Genomic DNA, 19,856 nt, shown 5'->3' with positions numbered 1-19,856 from the left:
GAGGTTTTGAATGCACAGGATTCTGCAGCCCGAAGGCTGGGCAAAACCTGTCGGCTACGCCAATGGCGTCGCCGCGCGCGGGCAGCTCGTCTTCGTCGGCGGACAGGTCGGCTGGAACAGGCAATGCCAGTTCGAGACCGACGATTTTGTCGGCCAGGTGCGGCAAACGCTTCAGAACATCGTGGCGGTGCTGGCCGAGGCCGGTGCCGGACCGCAGCACATCACCTCGATGACCTGGTATTTTACCGACAAGGCCGAATACCTCGCCAACCTCAGGGGCATCGGCGAGGCCTATCGCGAGGTCATCGGCCGGCATTTTCCGGCGATGGCCGCCATGCAGGTGGTGGCGCTGGTCGAAGACCGGGCCAAGGTGGAGATCCAGGCGACTGCCGTTATTCCGGAATAGGGAATTCGTTCGTCCGGAGTAAACGCCCATTACTTCGTCATCCACGGGCGAAGCAAGGAGCGAAGCGACGCGGCGCAGACCCGAGGATCCATGCCGGGACTCCAAAGCGTCACCACGGTCCAGAATTCTGCACCGCTGCACACTCCACGGCCGAAGTCGCGGCATGGATCCCAGGGTCTCCGCGACGGAGCTGCGCTCCTGCTTCGCCCAGGGATGACGACGTTGGGGAGGGCTTCGGCTAATTCCGAATATCCGCGATGATCCACCGCAACTGATCACCACTACTATGCGCGAAGCCCCGCCTTCCGCAAAATCGGCAGCACGTGATCGCAGAAATAGGGCAACTCCCTGGTGTAATTGACGAAGGACAGCGCGATGCCCTGGTAGCCATGCCCGGCAATGGCGACCATGTCGGCGGCGATCGTTTCCGGCGTTCCGATCAGCGGGTAGGTGCCGGCGCCGCCGGCGAAACGCTGCCGGTAGCGGTCATAGGCGTGCGGGTCGTGCGACTGCGAGAATTCCTTCTTGCCGGCCATGTGGGCATCGACGGCGTCGTGGTCGGCCATATGGACCGCATAGCGCGTGTAATATGCCCGCGCCTCTTCCATCGTCGGGCGGCAGACGACATGCGCCACGGTGTAGACGCCGACATCACGGCCCACCTTGTCTGCCCGCTCGCTGATGTCGGCGACATGTTTGCCGGCATCGCCCATTTCGGAAAAGGTCGTGAACAGATAGTCGCATCTCGCGGCGGCGAAATCGCGGCCGGGCCCGCCGAAAGCGGCGTTCATGGTCACCGGGCGCGGCACCTGCAGACTGGCCGGACGGCTGACGGCTTCCTTGAGGCGGTAGTAGGTGCCCTCATAGCCGAGCGGGTCGGGCGAGGCATAAAGCTTTTCGAGGATTTCGATCCATTCCGCTGCCTGGTCGTAGCCCTTCTCGACCAGAGGCGTGCCGAACATGCCGAATTCCTTCGGATTCCAGCCGCAGACGATATTCAGGCCGGCGCGACCCTGGCTGATGTGGTCGACCGTCGCCAGCGCCTTGGCGGCATAGAGCGGATGCACCAGCGGCACATGCACGGTCATGAACAGGCCGATCTGCTCGGTGGCCATGGCAAGGGCCGCCGCCCAGGTGAAGGTCTCGAACGACCATTCCCGCACCTTGTTGCGGCCGCCAAAACCGCGCCAGCGGGCGATCGGCAGCATGAACTCCAGCCCGGCACGGTCGGCGATCTGGGCTGCGGTCAGATTGTCCTGCCAGCTTGCCGTCCAGCGTTCAGGCACATCGGTTATGGCCAGCCCGCCATCGGCATTGGTCGAAAAGACCCCCAGCTTCAATCTGTTCGGGCCGTGCAAGGGGTGTGGTTTGTTCATGTCGCGACCTCCCGGCGAGAGAGCACACGCTAGGCCCGCGCGGAGATATTTCAAGCCTGAAATAGCTTCGCGTCGCCATCGCTCGCGGGTATCGGTTCCAGCGGGCCGCACCGTGTCGGCCACGCAACGGACACCGCAGCTTTTTAAGCTTAAAACTTTCGCCTTGAAAAGCGCCGCACTTTGGATAAGCATTCCAGAGTCGATGGCGATTGCCGTGCCGGACGGGCTTGCCGGCCAGTCCATCGTGCAGACCAGTTCATCGTGCCGGCCAGTCCATCGTGGGTGCTCCGGGTGGGAGTCTCAGTTCTTGTCGTTCATACTGCCCCAGTCATCATCCAATGCGCGCCATGCCTTCGATGAAGTGCGCGCGCAGATCCGCGATCTGCAACACAAAACGTCGCCAACCATGACCGCATGGTCGCTGCCATGAATTGACGTCCTGCGTGAAGCGGGGCGGCAAAAAACCGTGCGGGAGCAACCCGCCCGATCAACAACAGAGGGAACACAAATGAGCTTCACGCGCCGCAAATTGCTTCTTCTTGCCGCCGCCGTCGGCATCGCCGCCGGCCCCGCCACCGCCTATGCCGCCGATGTGCTCAATGTCGGCGCCTATCCGACCAACCCGCCCTTCGAATTCAAGAACGAGAGCGGCACCTTCGAAGGCTTTGAAGTCGACATCGTCAACGAAGCCGCCAAGCGCATCGGCATGACCACCGACATCGCCGATCTCGGCTTCCAGGCGCTGTTTGCCGCCACCACGTCGAAGCGCATCGACGTCGCCATCTCGTCGATCACCATCACGGCCGAGCGGCTGAAGTCGCAGTCGTTCACGCAGCCCTATTATGATTCCGACATGGGCATTGCCACCAAGGCCGACAGCCCGATCAAGGCCGAGGCCGACCTCAAGGGCAAGATCGTCGGCGTGCTGTCCGGCTCGACCGGTGAAACCTGGGTCAAGGCACATCAGGAAGCCGGCGGCTTCAGCGACGTGAAGGGTTACGACACGCAGCAGAATTTGCTGCTCGACCTCAGCGCCGGCCGCGTCGATGCCGCCGTCAGCGACATTCCAGGCATGGAGTATTCCTTCACCAAGATGAAGGACCTGGTCGTCAAGGAGCGCATCAAGACCGGCGAACAATACGGCCTGATGATGAGCAAGGACCACCCGCTGCTCGGCAAGCTGAACGACGCGCTGAGCGCTATGAAGAAGGACGGCACGCTGGCCGCCATCCACAAGAAGTGGTTCGGCAGCGACGCGCCCGCCGACTCTTCGACCATGAAGGAAATGCCGCTGCCGAAGGCCTGAGCTGAAAGCTGCGCTGACATCGTGCCGGCTTTCCAGGCCGGCACGATTCATTTCATGCGCCAGCGCCGGCTTCCGCGCAGACCGTCTCGCCATTGGCGAGGTCGATTGGTTTTAACCTGAGCATCCTTGCTCTCGGGTTCGGGAACGCTCCCATGTCGCTGCTGGATACCTTCTTCAATCCCGATGTCATCATGTCCAGCCTGCCGGCGCTGCTGCGCGGCTTCCTGAACACGCTGCTGCTCGGCATTTTGAGCATCGGCATCGGCATCCCCATCGGCCTGGGGATCAGCCTGGTGCGGCTCTATGCGCCGAAGCCGCTGCGGTGGCTGGCGGTCGGCTACACCGACATCTTCCGCGCCCTGCCGGTGCTGGTCGTGCTGATCCTGATCTACTATGCACTGCCGTTCCTCGGCATACGCCTGTCGTCCTGGGCCTCCGCCGTGACTGCTTTCGCCTTCATCATGTCGGCCTACTCGGCGGAGGTGTTCCGCTCCGGCATCGAGAGCATCCCGCGCGGCCAGTTCGAGGCGTCGCAGGCGCTTGGCCTGCCGTTCCTGCTGACCTTGCGCAAGGTGGTGCTGCCGCAAGCGATCCGCGTCGTCATCCCGCCGATGACCAGCAACTGCGTCTCGATGTTCAAGGACACTTCGCTCGCCTCCACCGTGGCGCTGCCGGAACTCTTGAAGGAAGCGACCAACGCGCAGTCGCTCTACGCCAACCCCTCGCCGCTGATCGGCGCAGCGCTTGTCTACCTCATCTTCCTCTGGCCGATGGTCCGCCTCGTCAGCCTGCTTGAAGAGCGCTTCAAGACCGAAAAGAAGCGCTGACCTCCACTACCTGATCCCCGCTCAAGTCCTTTGCAGGAGCCTACCCGTGAACAAGCATCAAACCGACAATGCAAACGCCACCGCGTTCCCCGTCGACGCCATCCGCGCCATGTTTCCAGCCTTGCAGCGGGCTGGCGACTTCATCTTTTTGGACAACGCCGCCGGCGCGCAGATCCCGCAGAGCGTACTCGACGCGGTGACCAACCATCTGGTTTCGCACAATGTGCAGCGTGGCGGCCGCTATGGCCGCAGCGTCACGGTCGACCAGTCGGTCGCCGATGCGCGAACAAGCGTCGCCCTGCTCATCAACGCCTATAGCCCGGCGGAAATCTGCTTCGGCATGAATGCCACCTCGTTCATCCGCCTGGTCAGCCTCGGCATCGGCCAGATGCTGCAGGAGCGCGACGAGATCGTCGTCACCGACATGGACCATGACGCCAACATCGCGACTTGGCTGGCGCTGGAATCGGCCGGCGCCAAGTTCAAATGGTGGCGCATGCGCGAGGACGGCAATCTGCATGTCGATGATCTGCGTCCGCTGGTTTCCGACCGCACCCGTCTCGTCGCCTGCACGGTCACCGCGCACTCGATCGGCTCGATCGTCGATGTCGCCGCGGTGGCCAAGATCGCGCACGCGGCCGGCGCCGAAGTGTTCCTCGACTGCGTGCATTACGGACCGCACGGGCTGATCGACGTGCAGGCTTGGGACTGCGACTATCTCGTCTGCTCCGGCTACAAGAATTTCTCGCCGCATATGGGCTTCCTCTGGGGTCGTTTCGAAACGCTGAAACGGCTGCCGACCTTCCGCGAGGATTTCATCCCCGACGAGCCGCCCTACAAGGTCGAGGCCGGCACCTTCATCTACGAGAACGTCTCGGGCATGGACGCGGCCGTGCAGTATCTGGAACTGATCGGCCGCAATCTGGCGCCCGCCAACAACCGCTCCCGGCGCGACAACATCGTCGCCGGCATGGGCGCCATTCGCGACTATGAGCTGGTGCTGGCGCGTGAGATGCTCGCTGTGCTCAAGGACTGCGGCGCGACCATCTATGGTGTTGCCGACGTGGCTCGCATCACCGAGCGCGTACCGACCTTCTGCTTCAACATCGGCACACTGTCGCCGCAGCGGATCGTCGAGGAAATGGCCGAGATGCAGATCGGCATCCGCGACGGCCACATGTACGCGCCACGGCTGATGAAGCGCCTCAACCTGTCGATGGATAGCGGCGCCATCCGCGCCTCGCTGGTCCACTACAACACAATCGAGGAAGTCCGGCGCTTCGGCGAAGCGTTGCGCGCCATCATCGCGAAGTTGTCCTGAGCGGCGGCCTCTCCAGCGTCGTCATCCACGGGCGGAACAAGGAGCGTAGCGACGCAGTGCAGACCCGAGGATCCATGCCGTGACGTTCGAGTGTTGCCACGGTGCAGAATTCTGCTCCGCTGCACCTTTCGGCTGAGGTAAACGGCATGGATCCTAGGGTCTGCGCGACGCTTCGCGCCGCTCCGCCCTAGGATGACGAAGAGACGTTAAGCCGCTTTCTTCTTCGCTAGCCTCGCCTTGATCGAGGCGACGTCGGCGCGCGGGGTCGCCGCGAACAGCGTCCTGGTGTAGCTGTGCTTGGGGTCGGCGAAGACCTCGTCGCGCGAGCCGTATTCGACCGCTTCGCCGAAATACATCACCATCACATCGTCGGCGATGTAGCGCACCACGGACAGATCGTGGCTGATGAAGACATAGGTCAGCTGGAACTCGTCCTGCAGGTCGGCAAGCAGGTTGAGCACCTGCGCCTGCACCGACAGATCGAGCGCCGAGACCGGCTCGTCCAGCACCAGCAGGCTTGGATTGAGCATCAGCGCACGGGCAATGGCAATGCGCTGGCGTTGGCCGCCCGAGAACATGTGCGGATAGCGGTTGTAATGCTCGTGACCGAGGCCGACCTTCTTGAGCATCTTCATCGCAAGGTCGCGCCGCTCGGCCGCCGGCTTGTCGGTGTTGATCAGCAGCGGCTCGCCCAGCACGTCGCCGATCTTCTGGCGCGGATTGAGCGATCCGTACGGATTCTGGAAAACGATCTGCACCTTGCGGCGCATCTCCTTCGTCAATGCTTTCGTGGCAATGTCGACCTTGTTGCCGTCGATGAACAGCTCGCCCGAAGTCGCCGGATCGATCAGCGTGATGATGCGGGCGAGCGTGGACTTGCCGCAGCCGCTCTCACCGACGATGGCCAGCGTCTTGCCTTTGTCGACCTTGAACGAGACGCCCTTGACCGCATGCACGGTGCGCGGCCCGGTGAACAGGCCACCACCGATATGGTAGTCGCGGACGATGTTCTTGCCTTCGAGGACCGTGGTGCTCATCAGGCGGCTCCAACTGCCGAAGGCGCCGGCTCGAACATCATGTCGGAAACGGTCGGTAGCCGGTCGCCGACGGCGTTCTCCGGCAGCGCCGACAAAAGCGCCCGCGTGTAATTGCTCTTCGGCGATTCAAACAGCGACAGCACGTCGGCCTCCTCCATCTTGCGGCCCTTGTACTGGACGATGACACGGTCGGCGGTCTCGGCCACCACGCCCATATTGTGGGTGATCATGATCAGGCCCATACCGTATTTGGCCTGCAGCGAAACCAGCAGATCGAGGATCTGCTTCTGGATGGTGACGTCGAGCGCCGTCGTCGGCTCGTCGGCGATCAGCAGCTTCGGATTGCAGGCGATGGCGATGGCGATCATGACGCGCTGGCATTGGCCGCCCGACATCTGGTGCGGAAAGGAGCTAAGCCGTTCTTCCGGATCGGCGATGCCGACCAGCTTCATCAACTCGATGGCCCGCTCGCGCCGCTGAGCGCGATCCATACCCATATGGAAGCGCAGCACCTCCTCGATCTGGAAGCCGACGTTAAAGCACGGGTTGAGGCTGGCGACCGGCTCTTGAAAGATCATCGAGATGTCCTTGCCGACGATCTTGCGCCGTTCGGACGGGCTGAGCTTCAACAGATCGACGCCGTCGAAGGCCATCCGGTCGGCCTTTACCGTTGCCGTGTTGGGCAACAGGCCCATCACCGCTAGCATCGCCACCGACTTGCCGGAACCGGACTCGCCGACGATCGCCAGCACTTCGCGCGGCTCTATCGACAGGTCGATGCCTTGCACGGCCATGAACGGTCCGGCCGCGGTGTCGAAGGAAACGGTGAGGTTCTTGATCTCGAGCAGAGGCATGCTCACGACCTCTTCAGCTTGGGGTCGAGCGCGTCGCGCAGGCCGTCGCCGATCAGGTTGATGGCGAAGACGGTGATCAGGATGGCGAGACCCGGGAAAGTAACCACCCACCAGGCACGCAGGATGAACTCGCGCGCTTCGGCCAGCATCGTTCCCCATTCCGGCGTCGGCGGCTGCGCGCCCATGCCGAGGAAGCCAAGGGCGGCTGCCTCGAGAATGGCGTTGGAGAAGGACAGCGTCGCCTGCACGATCAGCGGCGCGATGCAGTTGGGCAGGATGGTGACCAGCATCAGCCTGAGATGGCTGGCCCCGGCGACCTTGGCCGAGACGACATATTCGCGGGTCTTCTCGGCCATCACGGCGGCACGGGTGAGCCGGGCGAAATGCGGCTGCAGCACGAAGGCGATGGCGATCATGGCGTTGACGAGGCCGGGGCCAAGCACCGCGACCAGCACCAGGGCCAATAGCAGCGACGGGAAGGCCAGGATGATGTCCATGATGCGCATGATCAGCGTGTCGACCCAGCCGCGGCAGTAGCCGGCGAGCAGGCCGAGAATGACGCCTGAGATCAGCGCTGACGTGACGACGACGAAGCCGATGGCGAGCGAGAAGCGCGAGCCGTAGATCAGCCGCGACAGCATATCGCGGCCGACAGCGTCGGTGCCGAGCAGGAACTGCGCGTTGCCGCCTTCCTGCCAGGCCGGCGGCGTCAGGAAGAAGTCGCGGAACTGATCGTCCGGCGAATGAGGCGCCAGCAGCGGCGCGAAGATGGCGATCAGGATCAGCAGCGCAAAGACAAAGAGCCCGATCACCGCGCCCTTGTTGACGGAGAAGTAATGCCAGAACTCGCCGAACATCTGCAGCCTGGCGTCCTGCGGCTTGACGACGGTCGCGGCTTCGATGGTGGCTGGGCCTTCATTGCTCATGTCAGTTGGCCCGGATGCGTGGGTTGATGACGGCGTAGAGCACGTCGACGATGAGGTTGACCGACATGACGATCAGCGCGATCAAAAGCAACCCGCCCTGCACGGTGAAATAGTCGCGCTTGGAAATGGCGTCGATCATCCATTTGCCGATGCCGGGCCAGGAGAAGATGCTCTCGGTCAGGATGGCGCCGGTCAAAAGCGTGCCGACCTGCAGACCGATGGTGGTGACGACCGGGATCAGCGCGTTGCGGAAGGCATGCAGGCCGATGACGCGGCGCGGCGCCAGGCCCTTGGCGCGCGCGGTGCGGACATAGTCCTCACCCAGCACTTCGAGCATCGCCGAGCGCGTCTGCCTGGCGATGACTGCGAGCGGGATAGTGCCGAGCACGATCGTGGGCAGGACGAGGTGCGACAGTGCCGAGCGGAATGCGCCCTTCTGCCCCGAGATCAGCGAATCGATGGTCATGAAGCCGGTCACCGGCTTGAAGAAATAGAGAAGGTCGATGCGGCCGGAAACCGGCGTCCAGTGCAACGTGCCGGAGAACACGATGATCAGCAGCAGACCCCACCAGAAGATCGGCATGGAATAGCCCGCCAGCGCCGTGCCCATCGTCAGCTGATCGAACCAGGAGCCGCGGCGGATGGCGGCGAAGATGCCGGCGGCGACACCCAGGACAACGGCAAAGATCATGGCGAAGATGGCGAGTTCGACCGTTGCCGGGAAGCGCACCAGGAAATCCTTGAGCACCGGCGTCTTAGTTGAAAACGAGGTGCCGAAATCGCCGCTCAGGACATTCGTCAGATAGGTCAGGTATTGTTGCCAAATCGGCAGATCGAAACCGAACTGGTGCATCAGCGCCGTGTGGCGTTCGGGCGACAGGCCGCGTTCGCCCGCAAGCACCAGCACCGGATCACCGGGCAGGATGCGCACGAAGCCAAAGGCGAGGATGGTTATCCCGATGAAGGTCGGGATGATGAGGGCGAGCTTGCCGAGGATATAACGCAGCATGGCGGGCGAGTGGGGGCGTCACCACATGGTGGCGCCCCCGTTTCGCAACCTTATTCGGCGATATCGACGCCGTCGAAGCGGTGGATACCGAGCGGATCCATCGCAAAGCCGGTGACGGTCTTCTGCATCGGCATGAACACCTTGGAGTGAGCGAGCGTCGCCCAGGGTGCCTGTTCCTTGAAGATGACCTGTGCCTGTTCATAGAGCTTGGTGCGCTCGGCCTGGTCCGAAACGGTCTTGGCCTTGTTGATGAGCGCATCGAAGTCCTTGTTGCACCATTCCGCGCGGTTGTTCGAACCGACGGAAGCGCAGCTCAGGAGCACGCCGAGGAAGTTGTCCGGATCGCCATTGTCGCCGGTCCAGCCGACGATGACGGCGCCGTCGTGATCGACCGCGGAAGCGCGCTTGAGGTATTCACCCCAATCGTAGCTGACGATCTCGACGGTGACGCCGACCTTGGCGAAGTCCGCCTGGATCAGCTCGGCGGTGCGACGCGCATTCGGCATGTAGGGGCGCGACACCGGCATGGCCCAGACGTTCATCTTGAGGTCCTTGACGCCGGCTTCTTCAAGCAGCTTCTTGGCTGCATCCGGATCGTAAGGATCGTCCTTCACTTCCTTGTTGTAGGACCACATGGTCGGCGGGATCGGATTGATCGCCACCTGGCCGGCGCCCTGGAAGACGGCATCGATGATGGCCTTCTTGTTGATGGCCATGTTGAGCGCCTTGCGAACGCGCACGTCGTCGAACGGCTTCTGCTGGGTGTTGTACATCAGCGCGCCGACATTGAGGCCTTCCTGCTCCTCGACCTTCAGGTTCGCATCGGCCTGCAGGCCGGCGATGTCGGCCGGTGCCGGGTACGACATGATGTTGCATTCGCCGGCCTTGAGCTTCTGCGCGCGCACCGCCGGATCGGTGGTGATGGCGAAGACCAGATCGTCGATCTTCTGCTTGCCGCCCCAATAGTCCGGGTTGGCCTTGTAGCGGATGGCGGCGTCGGTCTGGTAGTCGACGAAGATGAACGGGCCGGTGCCGATCGGCTTCTGGTTGAACAGCTCAGGCGTCTTGTCGGCCTGCAGCTTGTCGGCATATTCCTTGGAGACGACCGAGGCGAAATCCATGCCCAGCGTCGGAATGAAGGTGATCGCCGGCTCCTTGAGGGTGAACTTCACCGTCAGGTCATCGACCTTCTCGACCTTGGTAATGTTGTCGCCGAACTGGTCATTGTAATACTGGTAGGCAATGCCCGGAATGTACTGGAACCAGGGGCCGTTCTTGTCGACCTGGCGTTCGAACGAGAACACCACGTCGTCGGCGTTGAAGTCGCGCGTCGGGGTGAAATAGTCGGTTGCGGCGAACTTGACGCCCTTGCGCAGCTTGAAGACATATTCCTTGCCATCGTCGGAGATCGTCCAGCTCTCGGCCAGGCCCGGCGAGGTCGTCGTCTTGCCGTGATCGAATTCGACAAGGCGGTTGAAGACGGTGCGCGATGACGCGTCGAACGTCTGGCCTGCGGTATACGGCGCCGGATCGAAACCTTCCGGCGAAGCTTCCGCGCAGTAGACCAGAGTTTTCGCATTGGCCATGCCGCTCAGGACGCTTGCAGCCAGCAACGCGGCTGCAAAAGTCAGCTTCTTATTCATTGAGCACTCCCTGATGTTCTTCCAAGCCCCTCTATCAGGCTCGCGAAGCGCGCATATAAGCACCGTTTTTCCGGCTTTGGAACACCCCGTTTGCTTACCCCGCGGGAAGCAGGAAAAAAATCCGCTATTCTGCCAAATTGCAGAAAAAATTAGCAGTTTCTTCCATTCACGAGATTATTAACAACCGAATTTTTTTATTGATCGCCAAGCTGACGATATAAATGTTCCCGGCGCTTCCGAGCGGCCGAGGGATGCGCCAGGACACCGCCTGGGAGCGCTGGCGGCGGCAAAGACTTTCGACGGCAAATCTTTCGCCATGTTGCCGCAAGGGCAAGACTTGCACGGTCACCAACGGAGGCAATACATAGGGTGTAGCGGCCGCAGCGGAGGGCGTCCTTGTCAATTCAGGGGCGAGCGCGGCGCGGATGAACAAGACTTGTCCAGGGAGGAACGGTTGGCAAAAGCATCAAGGACGACGGCGCCGGTGAAAGCGGGAGCCAAGGCGCCGTCGAAAGCAGCCGGTACTGCCAAGCCGAAAGCACCCGTTTCCAAAGCCGCCACGCCGAAGGCGGCCGCGGCGCCCGTAAGGGCAAGCACAAGGCCAGTGGTGAAAGCCCCGGCCAAGGCTGCGGCCGGAAAGACGGCGTCGGGAAATAAAGCGGGGGCGGCAAAGCCCGCTGCCAGGCCGGCATCGAAAGCCGCCGCGGCGATGAAGACCCCACCGGCGGCAAGGCCGGCCGACGCCACCGCCAACCGATTGCCGAAAACGCTGACGGCGCTGGCCGCCGGCTTGCCGGAAAAGCCGTGGCTCAAGAGCTATCCGAAAAACGTGCAGGCCGAGATCGGCGCCCTGCCCTACAGCTCGATCGGCGATTTCCTCGTCGCCGCCTGCAAGCAGTTTTCCGCGCAGCCGGCCTTCACCTGCATGGACAAGTCCATCAGCTACACCGATGTCGAGCGGCTGTCGGCGGCCTTCGGCGCCTACCTGCAATCGAAAGGCCTGCAGAAAGGCGCGCGCGTCGCGCTGATGATGCCGAACGTGCTGCAATATCCGGTGGCGATGATGGCGATCTTGCGAGCGGGTTATGTGGTGGTGAACATCAATCCGCTCTACACGCCGCGCGAGCTCGAACACCAGTTGAAGGATTCCGGTGCGCAAGCCATCGTCATCCTGGAGAACTTCGCCAACACCTTGCAGGCGGTGATCGCCAGGACCACGGTCAAGCATGTGGTGGTCGCCGCGATGGGCGACATGCTTGGCGGCCTGAAGGGCACGATCATCAATTTCGTCGTGCGCCGCGTGAAGAAGATGGTGCCGGCATGGTCCTTGCCCGGCCATGTCAAGTTCAATGCCGCCATGAAGGCCGGCGCCGGCATGGGCTTCAAGCCGGCCAAGGTGGAAGCCGACGATGTCGCCTTCCTGCAATATACGGGCGGCACCACGGGCGTGTCGAAGGGCGCCACACTGCTGCACAGAAACGTGCTCGCCAACGTCGCGCAGAACGCGCAGTGGATGGAGGACGCCTACACGATCAAGCCGAAACCGGCGCACCCCAACTTTATCTGCGCGCTGCCGCTCTATCATATTTTCGCGCTGACCGTGAACGCGCTGATGGGCATGCAGCAAGGCGCCCGCAATGTGCTCATTCCCAATCCGCGCGACATTCCCGGCTTCGTCAAGGAATTGCAGAAGTATCCGGTGCACATCTTTCCCGGCCTCAACACGCTGTTCAACGCGCTGCTCAACAATGAGGATTTCCGCAAGCTCGACTTCAAGCCGCTGGTGCTGACGCTGGGCGGCGGCATGGCGGTGCAGAAGGGCGTCGCCGAACGCTGGAAGACGCTGACCGGTTGTTCGGTCACCGAAGGCTACGGCCTCTCGGAAACCTCGCCGGTGGCCACCGCCAACAAGTTCACCGCCGGCGACTTCACCGGCACCATCGGCTTGCCGCTGCCCTCGACCGAGATCGCCATCCGCGACGACGACGGCAACAATTTGCCGCTCGGCGAGGTCGGCGAGGTCTGCATCCGAGGACCGCAAGTGATGGCGGGCTACTGGAACCGGCCCGATGAGACCGCCAAGGTGATGACCAAGGATGGCTACTTCAAATCCGGCGACATGGGCTTCATGGACGAACGCGGCTACACCAAGATCGTCGACCGCAAGAAGGACATGATCCTCGTCTCGGGCTTCAATGTCTATCCGAACGAGCTCGAGGAAGTCGTGGCGATGCATCCGGGCGTGCTCGAAGTGGCGGCGGTCGGCGTGCCGGACGAGCATTCGGGCGAGGTGCCGAAACTGTTCGTGGTCAAGAAGGATCCGGCGCTGACCGCCGAAGCAATCACCGCCTTTTGCCGTGAGAACCTGACCGGCTACAAGCGGCCCAAATACATCGAATTCCGCACCGAGCTGCCGAAGACGCCGGTCGGCAAGATCCTGCGGCGAGCGCTGCGCGAATGATTGCAGCCGGCGGCGCGGACGCCGTAAATGCACCTTGCCGTCCTGACCCGGCAGAATTCATCAGGACGAACATGCGCCTCGCCCCGGTGCCGTCGGTGCCTGAGATCCAGCTTTATACACCGCATCCGGCCAGTGGCCTGAGACGGCTCATAGATCCGCACCAAAGCGCTGGCGACGATGACGACACGATCGAGGCGGACAACGATGGACCCGAGCCGCAGCCGCCTTACTGGGCTTATGTGTGGGCCGGCGGCGCGGTGATTGCGCGCCACATACTGGATCATCCGAAAACGGTAGCCGGCCGCCGCGTGCTCGACCTCGGCGCCGGTTCGGGTCTTGTCGGCATTGCCGCCGCCAAGGCTGGCGCACGCGAAGTCATCGCCGCAGAGATCGACCGCAACGGCGTTGCCGCGCTCGCTCTAAACGCGGCGGCCAACGGTGTCGCCATCACCGTGATCGGAGACGACATCACCAGGGGTCCGCCGCCGGCCGTCGACCTCGTGCTTGCAGGCGATGTCTTCTACAGCCAAGGCGTCGCCGACCGCGTCATGCCTTTTTTCGAACGCTGCCTGAATGCCGGCATCGAGGTCCTGGTCGGCGATCCTAGCCGCGCCTATCTGCCACGATCACGGCTGCGCCTGCTCGCCGAACATAAGGTGCCGGATTTCGGCCAGGCGAAAGACAGCGCGCTGCAGCCAAGCGGCGTCTTTCGCTTCGAAGGCTGACGAGGCGGCCGCGTCTACCGACGGGATCAGATCGTCTCCTTGACCCGCGCCGAGAGAAAATCCGGCAGATCGGCAACGGAATCCAGGATGGCGTCGGCAATGCCGGCCAGCGATTCGCGGGTTCCGGTGCCGGAGAGCACGCCGACCGCCAGCCCGCAGCCGCCGGCACGCGCCATTTCGAGGTCGTGGCGGTTGTCGCCGACCATGGCGATTTCCGCCGGCCTGAGGCCGGTGAGATCGCTGAAGGCCAGGATCGTGTCGGGCGCCGGCTTCGGATTGGCCACCGCGTCGTAGCCATAGGCCGCGTCGAACAATTGGGCGACGCCGAGCGTGACAAGCGTCTTTTCCGCGCCGCTGGTCGAATCGTTGGTGGCGACGCCAAGCCGGTAGGACTTCCTGTGCAGTGCCGTCAGCGTGTCGACGATGCCCGGCAGCGCCACGGCCATCGCCGAGCCTTGCACCGAGGTGATCTCGTTGAAGCGGGCGACCGCCAGCATCTGATCCTCGTTGGAGAGGCGCGGAAACCACAATTCGACGACGTCGAGATTGGTGCCGGAGGCAAATATCGAGTCAGGCTTAAAGCGCTTGTTGGCGAAATCGAAGCCGGCGGCGGCCAGCAGCCTGTCGGCTTTCCAGCGATCGCCTTCGGACGCATCCATGGCCATGAAGTCGGCAACGCCGAGCCAGGTGGCGTTGAAGTCGACAAGCGTGCCGTCCTTGTCGAACAATATTCCCTTGATGTCTGCCAAGCTTTTCACTCCGAGCCACGCAAATGGTGGATGAATCCCACAAGGCCTGCGGTCGATGCGTCCCGCTTGGCGGCACTTTCCTTGCCCTCTACGACAGGCAGAAGGCCGGTGGCCAGTTCCTTGCCGAGTTCGACGCCCCACTGGTCGAAGGAGTTGATGTTGAACAGCGTGCCCTCGACGAAGACGCGGTGCTCGTAGAGCGCGATCAGCCGGCCGAAGGTGCGCGGGTCGAGTTTGCGGTAAAGGATGGTCACCGAGGGGCGATTGCCGGAGAAGACGCGGTGCGGGGCTATCTTGTCGACCTCGGCCGGCTTCATGCCCTTGGCCAGCATCTGGGCGCGGGCTTCGTCCAGCGTGCGGCCCTTCATCAGCGCTTCCGACTGCGCCAGGCAGTTGGCGAGCAGCAGATCGTGCTGGTGCTTGAGATCGGGCTCGTGGCCGACGGCCGCGGCGAGGAACTCGACCGGGATGAAATCGGTGCCCTGGTGCAGCAGCTGGAAGAAGGCATGCTGGCCGTTGGTGCCGGGTTCGCCCCAGACAAGCGGTCCGGTCGGCGTCGTTGCCGCCGTGCCTTCGAGGGTGACGCTCTTGCCGTTCGATTCCATGTCGAGCTGCTGCAGATAGGCGGGCAATCTGGACAGGCGCTGGTCGTAAGGGATGACGGCGCGCGCCGGGTAACCGCAGATGACGCGATGCCACCAGCCGACCAGCCCCAGCAGCGCCGGCAGGTTCTCCTGCACCGGTGCGGTACGGAAATGCTCGTCCATCTCATGCGCGCCATCGAGGAAGGCGCGAAAATTCCGCGGGCCGACAGCGATCATCACCGGCAGGCCGATGGCGCCCCAGAGCGAATAGCGGCCGCCGACCCAATCCCAGAAGCCGAAGACGCGATCGGGCGCGATGCCGAACTTGGCGACCAGATCGAGCGCAGTGGACACGGCGGCGAAGTGCTTGCCGACCGCTTCCTTGCCGAGCGCCTTCTGCACCCAGTCGCGCGCCGTCTGCGCATTGGTCATCGTCTCGACGGTGGTGAAGGTCTTGGAAGCGATGATGAAAAGCGTGGTCTCGGCGGACAGCCCCTTCAGCGTGTCGTGGATATGGGCGCCGTCGATGTTGGAAACGTAATGCGCGCGCGGCCCGTCATGATAGGGCGCCAGCGCCAGCGTCGCCATGGCCGGGCCGAGATCGGAACCGCCGATGCCTATGTTGACGATGTCGGTGATCTTCTTGCCGGTGGCGCCGGCCGCCTTGCCGGAGCGCACGGCATCGGCAAAGGCGCCCATGGCGTCGAGCACGGCGATGACGTCAGCCTTGACATCCTGGCCATCGACGGTGACGCCCTTGCCGGTCAGGTTGCGCAGCGCCGTGTGCAGCACGGCACGGTCCTCGGTGACGTTGATCTTCTTGCCGGCGAACATGGCGGCGCGACGAGCTTCGAGATCGGCGGCCAGGGCGAGCTTTTCCAGCAGTTCCATGGCGGTCGCATCGACCGCGCATTTCGACCAGTCGAGCAGCAGATCGCCATCGGTGGCGGAGAATTCCACGAACCGCTTGGGATCGGCGGCGAAGGCCTGGCGCATGCTGGCGGGCGCTGCAGCGCGGTGATCGCGCAAGGCGGCGAGCTGTTTTTGAAAGGACGATTGATCCACTGCCAAACTCCGAGACCTCGAGCCATCATTACGGACCGGATGTTTCCGGCGCGTGTCGTCGCGACAATCTATCGGGCCGAACTCCACCCGTTTCAATGCGCAGCGATGACGCACAGAGTCACGCAACTATGCCGCGGCGCAGCATCAAAATGGCGTGAAGGATCACTGGCATAAATCCCAACGATCAGAAAAATTGATTGGCGCAACCCGTTGTGCCACGGTTACGTTCGGCTGGTCCAGCCAAGCGAAAAAGGCTGGCCATCGAGGAAATCTCCCATGCCACAGCGAAACGACACGGCGATATGGTCCGGCCTGTTCCGGATTTCGGCTGAATCCGGCCAAACCCTGCAAGCGCAGATCCGCCAAGCCATCGTGGCCGCCATTCTGGACCGCCAGATCGCCGCTTCGATGCCGCTTCCTTCCTGCCGGATCCTGGCCGAAAAACTTGGCGTGGCGCGCGGAACCGTGGTGCTGGCGTTCCAGCAGCTCGTCGACCAGGGTTTCCTGGTGGCGCGCGAGCGGCGTGGACATTTCGTCAATCCCGATGTGCTGGCGACACCGGCCAAGCCGCACCAGAAGGCGCCCGACCAGGCCAACGAGATCGACTGGAAGGCACGCCGCAAGATCTTCGCCAGCGACATGCCGCCGCCGGCCAAGCACGAGAACTGGATCAAGTCGTCCTACCCCTTCGTCTACGGCCAGTTCGATCCGGCGCTGTTCCCTACCGCCGAATGGCGCGAGTGCAACCGCATGGCGCTGGCGGTGTTGGAAATCCGCAACTGGGCGTCCGACATGGTCGACCGTGACGATCCGCTGCTGATCGAGCAGATCCAGGCGCGGCTCCTGCCCCGGCGCGGCATCTTCGCCAATCCCGACGAGATCATCGTCACGTTGGGCGCCCAGAACGCGCTCTACATGCTGGCGACGCTGCTGATGTCCAAAGGCTCCAAGGTGGCGATGGAGGACCCCGGCTACCCCGACGCCCGCTCGATCTTCCGCCTTGCGGGCGCGGAGATACAGCCGGTGCCGGTCGACCAGTCCGGCATCGTAACCGCTTCTATTCCCAATGATTCCGGCTTCGTCTTCGTCACGCCCAGCCATCATTGCCCGACCATGGTGCCGTTGTCGGCTGAGCGGCGGCAGGATCTTCTGGCGCGGGCCAACCGCTACAACCAGATCATCATCGAGGATGGCTATGACAGCCAGCTTCTCGACGAGGCACCGCAGCAAGCGCTGAAGAGCCTCGATCGCTCCGGCCGCGTGGTCTATGTCGGCTCGATGTCCAAGACGCTGGCTCCCGGCCTGCGGCTCGGCTACATCGTGGCGTCCGCGGGACTGATCGCGGAACTCAGGGCGCTGCGCCGCTTCATGCTGCGTCATCCGCCGGCGAACAACCAGCGCGCCGTCGCGCTGTTCCTGTCGCTCGGCCACCACGAGGCGCTGGTGCGGCGGCTGTCGTCGGCCTTCGACGAACGGCGCAAGCGGCTGGTCCATGCGATTTCCGCCTTCCTGCCGGAATGGCGCTCGACCGATTCGGCCGGCGGCACGTCGCTGTGGCTCGAAGGGCCGCGCGGCACCGATTCGCGCGGGCTGGCCGAGGCAGCGGCCTCGCGCAGCGTCATCATCGAGCCAGGCGACCGTTTCTTCGATCGCACTGAAAAGCCTTCGCGTTTCATGCGGCTGGGCATCTCGTCGATCGCACTGCAGCACATCGAGCCAGGCATTCGCGAACTGGCCACGGCCGCCGGACGCAGACCCGCAGCCGCCTGATCCATCGTTGATCTCTCGTGACCGGAGCCGCTCGCAGCGGCTCCGGTATTTTAGTTCTGGCACATGGAACTGGGCCAGCTGGCCCATAGGATGGGCCAGTGCCGGCGGCATAGTCGGCGTCAGGGGAAGAAGCAGGCCGATGGTGGACCAACCGCCACGAGTTCCTGCCGACGAAGGTGGAGTGCTTCCATGCCAGTGGCTGTCGAACAGCAGGACACGCCGGCGAACCGTCGTCCACAACGCTCCGGTCTTCGCGAAACAGGACATGCCATGCGATCATCTCCCCTAGTGGAGGATACCAGACCACAGCACAAGGCCATCGAGGGCGGCGGCTACGGGCCGCTGCGCGGGGATGACCGCGAGCGTATCCACGAAGGCGTGCTGACGCTTCTGGAGACAGTGGGTTTCGCCAACGCCATTCCTTCCTGCATAAAGGTACTGACCAAGGTGGGGGCGGTCCATGGCGACGATGGCCGGGTCCGCTTTCCGCGCGCGCTCGTGCTCGACACCATCAAGCGGGCGGCACGACATTTCACACTTCATGGCCAGGCCCCCAGGCACGACATGGTGGTCCAGGGCAAGCGCGTGCACTACGGCACGGCAGGCATCGCCGTGCACCTGGTGGATATCGAAAAGCGCGAGTACCGCGAGTCCAAGCTGCAGGATATTTATGATGCCGCCCGCATCGTCGATGGGCTGGACAACATCCATTTCTTCCAGCGGCCGATGGTGGCGCGCGACATCGCCGATCCGCTCGAGATGGATTTCAACACGCTTTATGCCTGTGTGATGGGAACATCGAAGCACGTCGGAACATCCTTCACCGTGCGTGAGAACGTGAAGCCTGCGCTTGAAATGCTGTACGCCATCGCCGGCGGCGAGGAGAATTTCCGCGCCCGGCCATTCGTTTCCAACTCCAACTCATTCGTCGTGCCGCCGATGAAATTCGCCGAGGATGCCTGCGGCGTGCTTGAGGCCTGCGTTGAAGGCGGCATCCCGATCCTGCTGCTGTCGACCGGCCAGTCCGGCACCACGGCACCCGCGGCGATGGCCGGCGCCGTCGTGCAGGCGGTGGCCGAAGTGCTGGCCGGCCTGGTCTATGTCAACGCGCTCAAGCCCGGCCATCCGGCGATCTTCGGCGCCTGGCCGTTCATGTCGGACCTGCGCACCGGCGCCATGGCGGGCGGGTCGGCCGAGCAGTCGGTGGCAACGGCGGCCTGTGCCCAGATGGCGCAATTCTACGACCTGCCCGGCGGCTCCGCCGCCGGCATGACTGATTCGAAATTGCCCGATATTCAGTCCGGCTACGAAAAAGGCATCACCAATGTGATGGCCGGCCTCTCCGGCCTCAACCTCGTCTACGAGGCGGCCGGCATGCATGCCTCGCTGCTCGGCTTCTGCCTGGAGAGCCTGGTCATCGACAACGACATGCTCGGTCATTGCCTGGGCTGCGCGCGTGGCATCGACGTGACCGACGAGGCCCTGTCGATCGACAGCATCGCCGAGGTCTGCCTCAAGGGTCCGGGCCACTATCTCGACAACGAACAAACGCTCAAGCTGATGCAGACCGAGCACTTCTATCCCGCCCTCGGCGATCGTTCCTCGCCGAAGGAATGGAACGAAAAGGGCCGGCCTGATATATTGCTGCGTGCGATCACCGAGAAGAAACGCATTCTTGCCGAACGATTTCCGCGCCATGTGCCAAAACAGGTCGACGACAGATTGCGTGCCCGTTTCGGCAACCTGATCCACCTGCCGCGCACGCAAATGGGCGGCTGACCGGAGACGAGTTCGTGC

The 19,856-nt window shown here is 63.2% G+C and carries 17 protein-coding genes; 9 read left to right on the top strand and 8 right to left on the bottom strand.

Annotated elements, in window-relative coordinates; translation table 11 throughout:
• Positions 1-10: 10 nt before the first annotated feature.
• Positions 11-406 (top strand): RidA family protein, encoded by a 396-nt coding sequence (locus NKJ00_RS21935; RefSeq protein WP_352610798.1) that lies wholly within the window; start codon positions 11-13, stop codon positions 404-406.
• A 284-nt stretch (positions 407-690) separates the two neighbouring features.
• Here NKJ00_RS21935 and NKJ00_RS21930 read toward each other — a convergent pair whose 3' ends face one another.
• Entirely contained in the window at positions 691-1,782 is a 1,092-nt protein-coding gene (locus tag NKJ00_RS21930; RefSeq protein ID WP_352610799.1) for an LLM class flavin-dependent oxidoreductase, read from the bottom strand.
• Between the two features lie 112 nt (positions 1,783-1,894).
• On the opposite strand from NKJ00_RS21930, the gene NKJ00_RS21925 reads away from it, so the two are divergent.
• From NKJ00_RS21925 to NKJ00_RS21910, 4 genes are all read left to right on the top strand, one after another.
• Positions 1,895-2,212 carry a hypothetical protein gene (locus NKJ00_RS21925; RefSeq protein WP_164893002.1) on the top strand — a complete coding sequence of 106 codons (318 nt, stop codon included), beginning with the start codon at positions 1,895-1,897 and terminating at the stop codon, positions 2,210-2,212.
• A gap of 78 nt (positions 2,213-2,290) precedes the next feature.
• Positions 2,291-3,088: an ABC transporter substrate-binding protein gene (locus tag NKJ00_RS21920; protein WP_023811480.1), complete on the top strand. Its 798-nt coding sequence runs from the start codon at positions 2,291-2,293 to the stop codon at positions 3,086-3,088.
• Positions 3,089-3,240: 152 nt separating this feature from the next.
• Positions 3,241-3,915 carry an amino acid ABC transporter permease gene (locus NKJ00_RS21915; RefSeq protein WP_023811481.1) on the top strand — a complete coding sequence of 225 codons (675 nt, stop codon included), beginning with the start codon at positions 3,241-3,243 and terminating at the stop codon, positions 3,913-3,915.
• A gap of 46 nt (positions 3,916-3,961) precedes the next feature.
• Positions 3,962-5,236 carry a cysteine desulfurase-like protein gene (locus NKJ00_RS21910; RefSeq protein ID WP_352610800.1) on the top strand — a complete coding sequence of 425 codons (1,275 nt, stop codon included), beginning with the start codon at positions 3,962-3,964 and terminating at the stop codon, positions 5,234-5,236.
• Between the two features lie 206 nt (positions 5,237-5,442).
• Here the strand turns inward: NKJ00_RS21910 and NKJ00_RS21905 are convergent, their stop codons facing one another.
• The 5 genes from NKJ00_RS21905 to NKJ00_RS21885 form a co-directional block, all read right to left on the bottom strand.
• Positions 5,443-6,273 (bottom strand): dipeptide ABC transporter ATP-binding protein, encoded by an 831-nt coding sequence (locus NKJ00_RS21905; RefSeq protein ID WP_352610801.1) that lies wholly within the window; start codon positions 6,271-6,273, stop codon positions 5,443-5,445.
• On the bottom strand, positions 6,273-7,127 hold the full coding sequence (locus NKJ00_RS21900; protein WP_352610823.1) for an ABC transporter ATP-binding protein: 855 nt from the start codon (positions 7,125-7,127) through the stop codon (positions 6,273-6,275). The genes NKJ00_RS21905 and NKJ00_RS21900 overlap by 1 nt, the downstream gene beginning before the upstream one ends.
• Before the next feature lie 2 nt (positions 7,128-7,129).
• A complete protein-coding gene (locus NKJ00_RS21895; protein WP_224618710.1) occupies positions 7,130-7,984 on the bottom strand; it encodes an ABC transporter permease subunit in 855 nt (284 codons plus the stop codon).
• A gap of 70 nt (positions 7,985-8,054) precedes the next feature.
• Positions 8,055-9,062, bottom strand: coding sequence for an ABC transporter permease subunit (locus tag NKJ00_RS21890; protein WP_352551034.1), 1,008 nt, complete (start codon positions 9,060-9,062; stop codon positions 8,055-8,057).
• Positions 9,063-9,112: 50 nt separating this feature from the next.
• A complete protein-coding gene (locus NKJ00_RS21885) occupies positions 9,113-10,705 on the bottom strand; it encodes an ABC transporter substrate-binding protein (protein WP_023811486.1) in 1,593 nt (530 codons plus the stop codon).
• A gap of 454 nt (positions 10,706-11,159) precedes the next feature.
• On the opposite strand from NKJ00_RS21885, the gene NKJ00_RS21880 reads away from it, so the two are divergent.
• Together NKJ00_RS21880 and NKJ00_RS21875 are read left to right on the top strand one after the other, a co-directional pair.
• The gene (locus NKJ00_RS21880) at positions 11,160-13,166 is read left to right on the top strand and encodes a long-chain fatty acid--CoA ligase (RefSeq protein ID WP_352610802.1); all 2,007 of its coding nucleotides are present in this window, start codon (positions 11,160-11,162) and stop codon (positions 13,164-13,166) included.
• Entirely contained in the window at positions 13,163-13,891 is a 729-nt protein-coding gene (locus tag NKJ00_RS21875) for a class I SAM-dependent methyltransferase (RefSeq protein ID WP_352610803.1), read from the top strand. Before NKJ00_RS21880 ends, NKJ00_RS21875 begins: the two co-directional genes overlap by 4 nt.
• A gap of 26 nt (positions 13,892-13,917) precedes the next feature.
• On the opposite strand, the gene NKJ00_RS21870 is transcribed toward NKJ00_RS21875, so the two are convergent.
• A complete protein-coding gene (locus NKJ00_RS21870) occupies positions 13,918-14,640 on the bottom strand; it encodes an HAD family hydrolase (RefSeq protein ID WP_128304850.1) in 723 nt (240 codons plus the stop codon).
• Between the two features lie 5 nt (positions 14,641-14,645).
• On the bottom strand, positions 14,646-16,295 hold the full coding sequence (gene pgi / locus NKJ00_RS21865) for a glucose-6-phosphate isomerase (protein ID WP_502895826.1): 1,650 nt from the start codon (positions 16,293-16,295) through the stop codon (positions 14,646-14,648).
• Positions 16,296-16,565: 270 nt separating this feature from the next.
• Between pgi and pdxR the strand changes: the two genes are divergently transcribed.
• Together pdxR and NKJ00_RS21855 are read left to right on the top strand one after the other, a co-directional pair.
• A complete protein-coding gene (pdxR, locus tag NKJ00_RS21860; protein WP_023811490.1) occupies positions 16,566-18,059 on the top strand; it encodes a MocR-like pyridoxine biosynthesis transcription factor PdxR in 1,494 nt (497 codons plus the stop codon).
• 189 nt (positions 18,060-18,248) lie between these two features.
• Positions 18,249-19,838: a trimethylamine methyltransferase family protein gene (locus NKJ00_RS21855; RefSeq protein ID WP_352439702.1), complete on the top strand. Its 1,590-nt coding sequence runs from the start codon at positions 18,249-18,251 to the stop codon at positions 19,836-19,838.
• The last annotated feature ends 18 nt before the right edge of the window (positions 19,839-19,856 follow it).

This window comes from Mesorhizobium sp. M0227, from assembly GCF_040321855.1.
Lineage (GTDB): Bacteria > Pseudomonadota > Alphaproteobacteria > Rhizobiales > Rhizobiaceae > Mesorhizobium.
The sequence above is the reverse complement of the archived record's forward strand: the minus strand, read 5'-3'. Positions and strand labels throughout refer to the sequence as shown.

Bases quoted from the DNA above. Each gene is read 5' to 3' on its own strand.
- NKJ00_RS21935 (WP_352610798.1), top strand. From the start codon at position 11: ATGCACAGGATTCTGCAGCCCGAAGGCTGGGCAAAACCTGTCGGCTAC.
- NKJ00_RS21930 (WP_352610799.1), bottom strand. From the start codon at position 1,782: ATGAACAAACCACACCCCTTGCACGGCCCGAACAGATTGAAGCTGGGG.
- NKJ00_RS21920 (WP_023811480.1), top strand. From the start codon at position 2,291: ATGAGCTTCACGCGCCGCAAATTGCTTCTTCTTGCCGCCGCCGTCGGC.
- NKJ00_RS21915 (WP_023811481.1), top strand. From the start codon at position 3,241: ATGTCGCTGCTGGATACCTTCTTCAATCCCGATGTCATCATGTCCAGC.
- NKJ00_RS21905 (WP_352610801.1), bottom strand. From the start codon at position 6,273: ATGAGCACCACGGTCCTCGAAGGCAAGAACATCGTCCGCGACTACCAT.
- NKJ00_RS21900 (WP_352610823.1), bottom strand. From the start codon at position 7,127: ATGCCTCTGCTCGAGATCAAGAACCTCACCGTTTCCTTCGACACCGCG.
- NKJ00_RS21895 (WP_224618710.1), bottom strand. From the start codon at position 7,984: ATGTTCGGCGAGTTCTGGCATTACTTCTCCGTCAACAAGGGCGCGGTG.
- NKJ00_RS21890 (WP_352551034.1), bottom strand. From the start codon at position 9,062: ATGCTGCGTTATATCCTCGGCAAGCTCGCCCTCATCATCCCGACCTTC.
- NKJ00_RS21885 (WP_023811486.1), bottom strand. From the start codon at position 10,705: ATGAATAAGAAGCTGACTTTTGCAGCCGCGTTGCTGGCTGCAAGCGTC.
- NKJ00_RS21875 (WP_352610803.1), top strand. From the start codon at position 13,163: ATGATTGCAGCCGGCGGCGCGGACGCCGTAAATGCACCTTGCCGTCCT.
- pdxR (WP_023811490.1), top strand. From the start codon at position 16,566: ATGCCACAGCGAAACGACACGGCGATATGGTCCGGCCTGTTCCGGATT.
- NKJ00_RS21855 (WP_352439702.1), top strand. From the start codon at position 18,249: ATGCCAGTGGCTGTCGAACAGCAGGACACGCCGGCGAACCGTCGTCCA.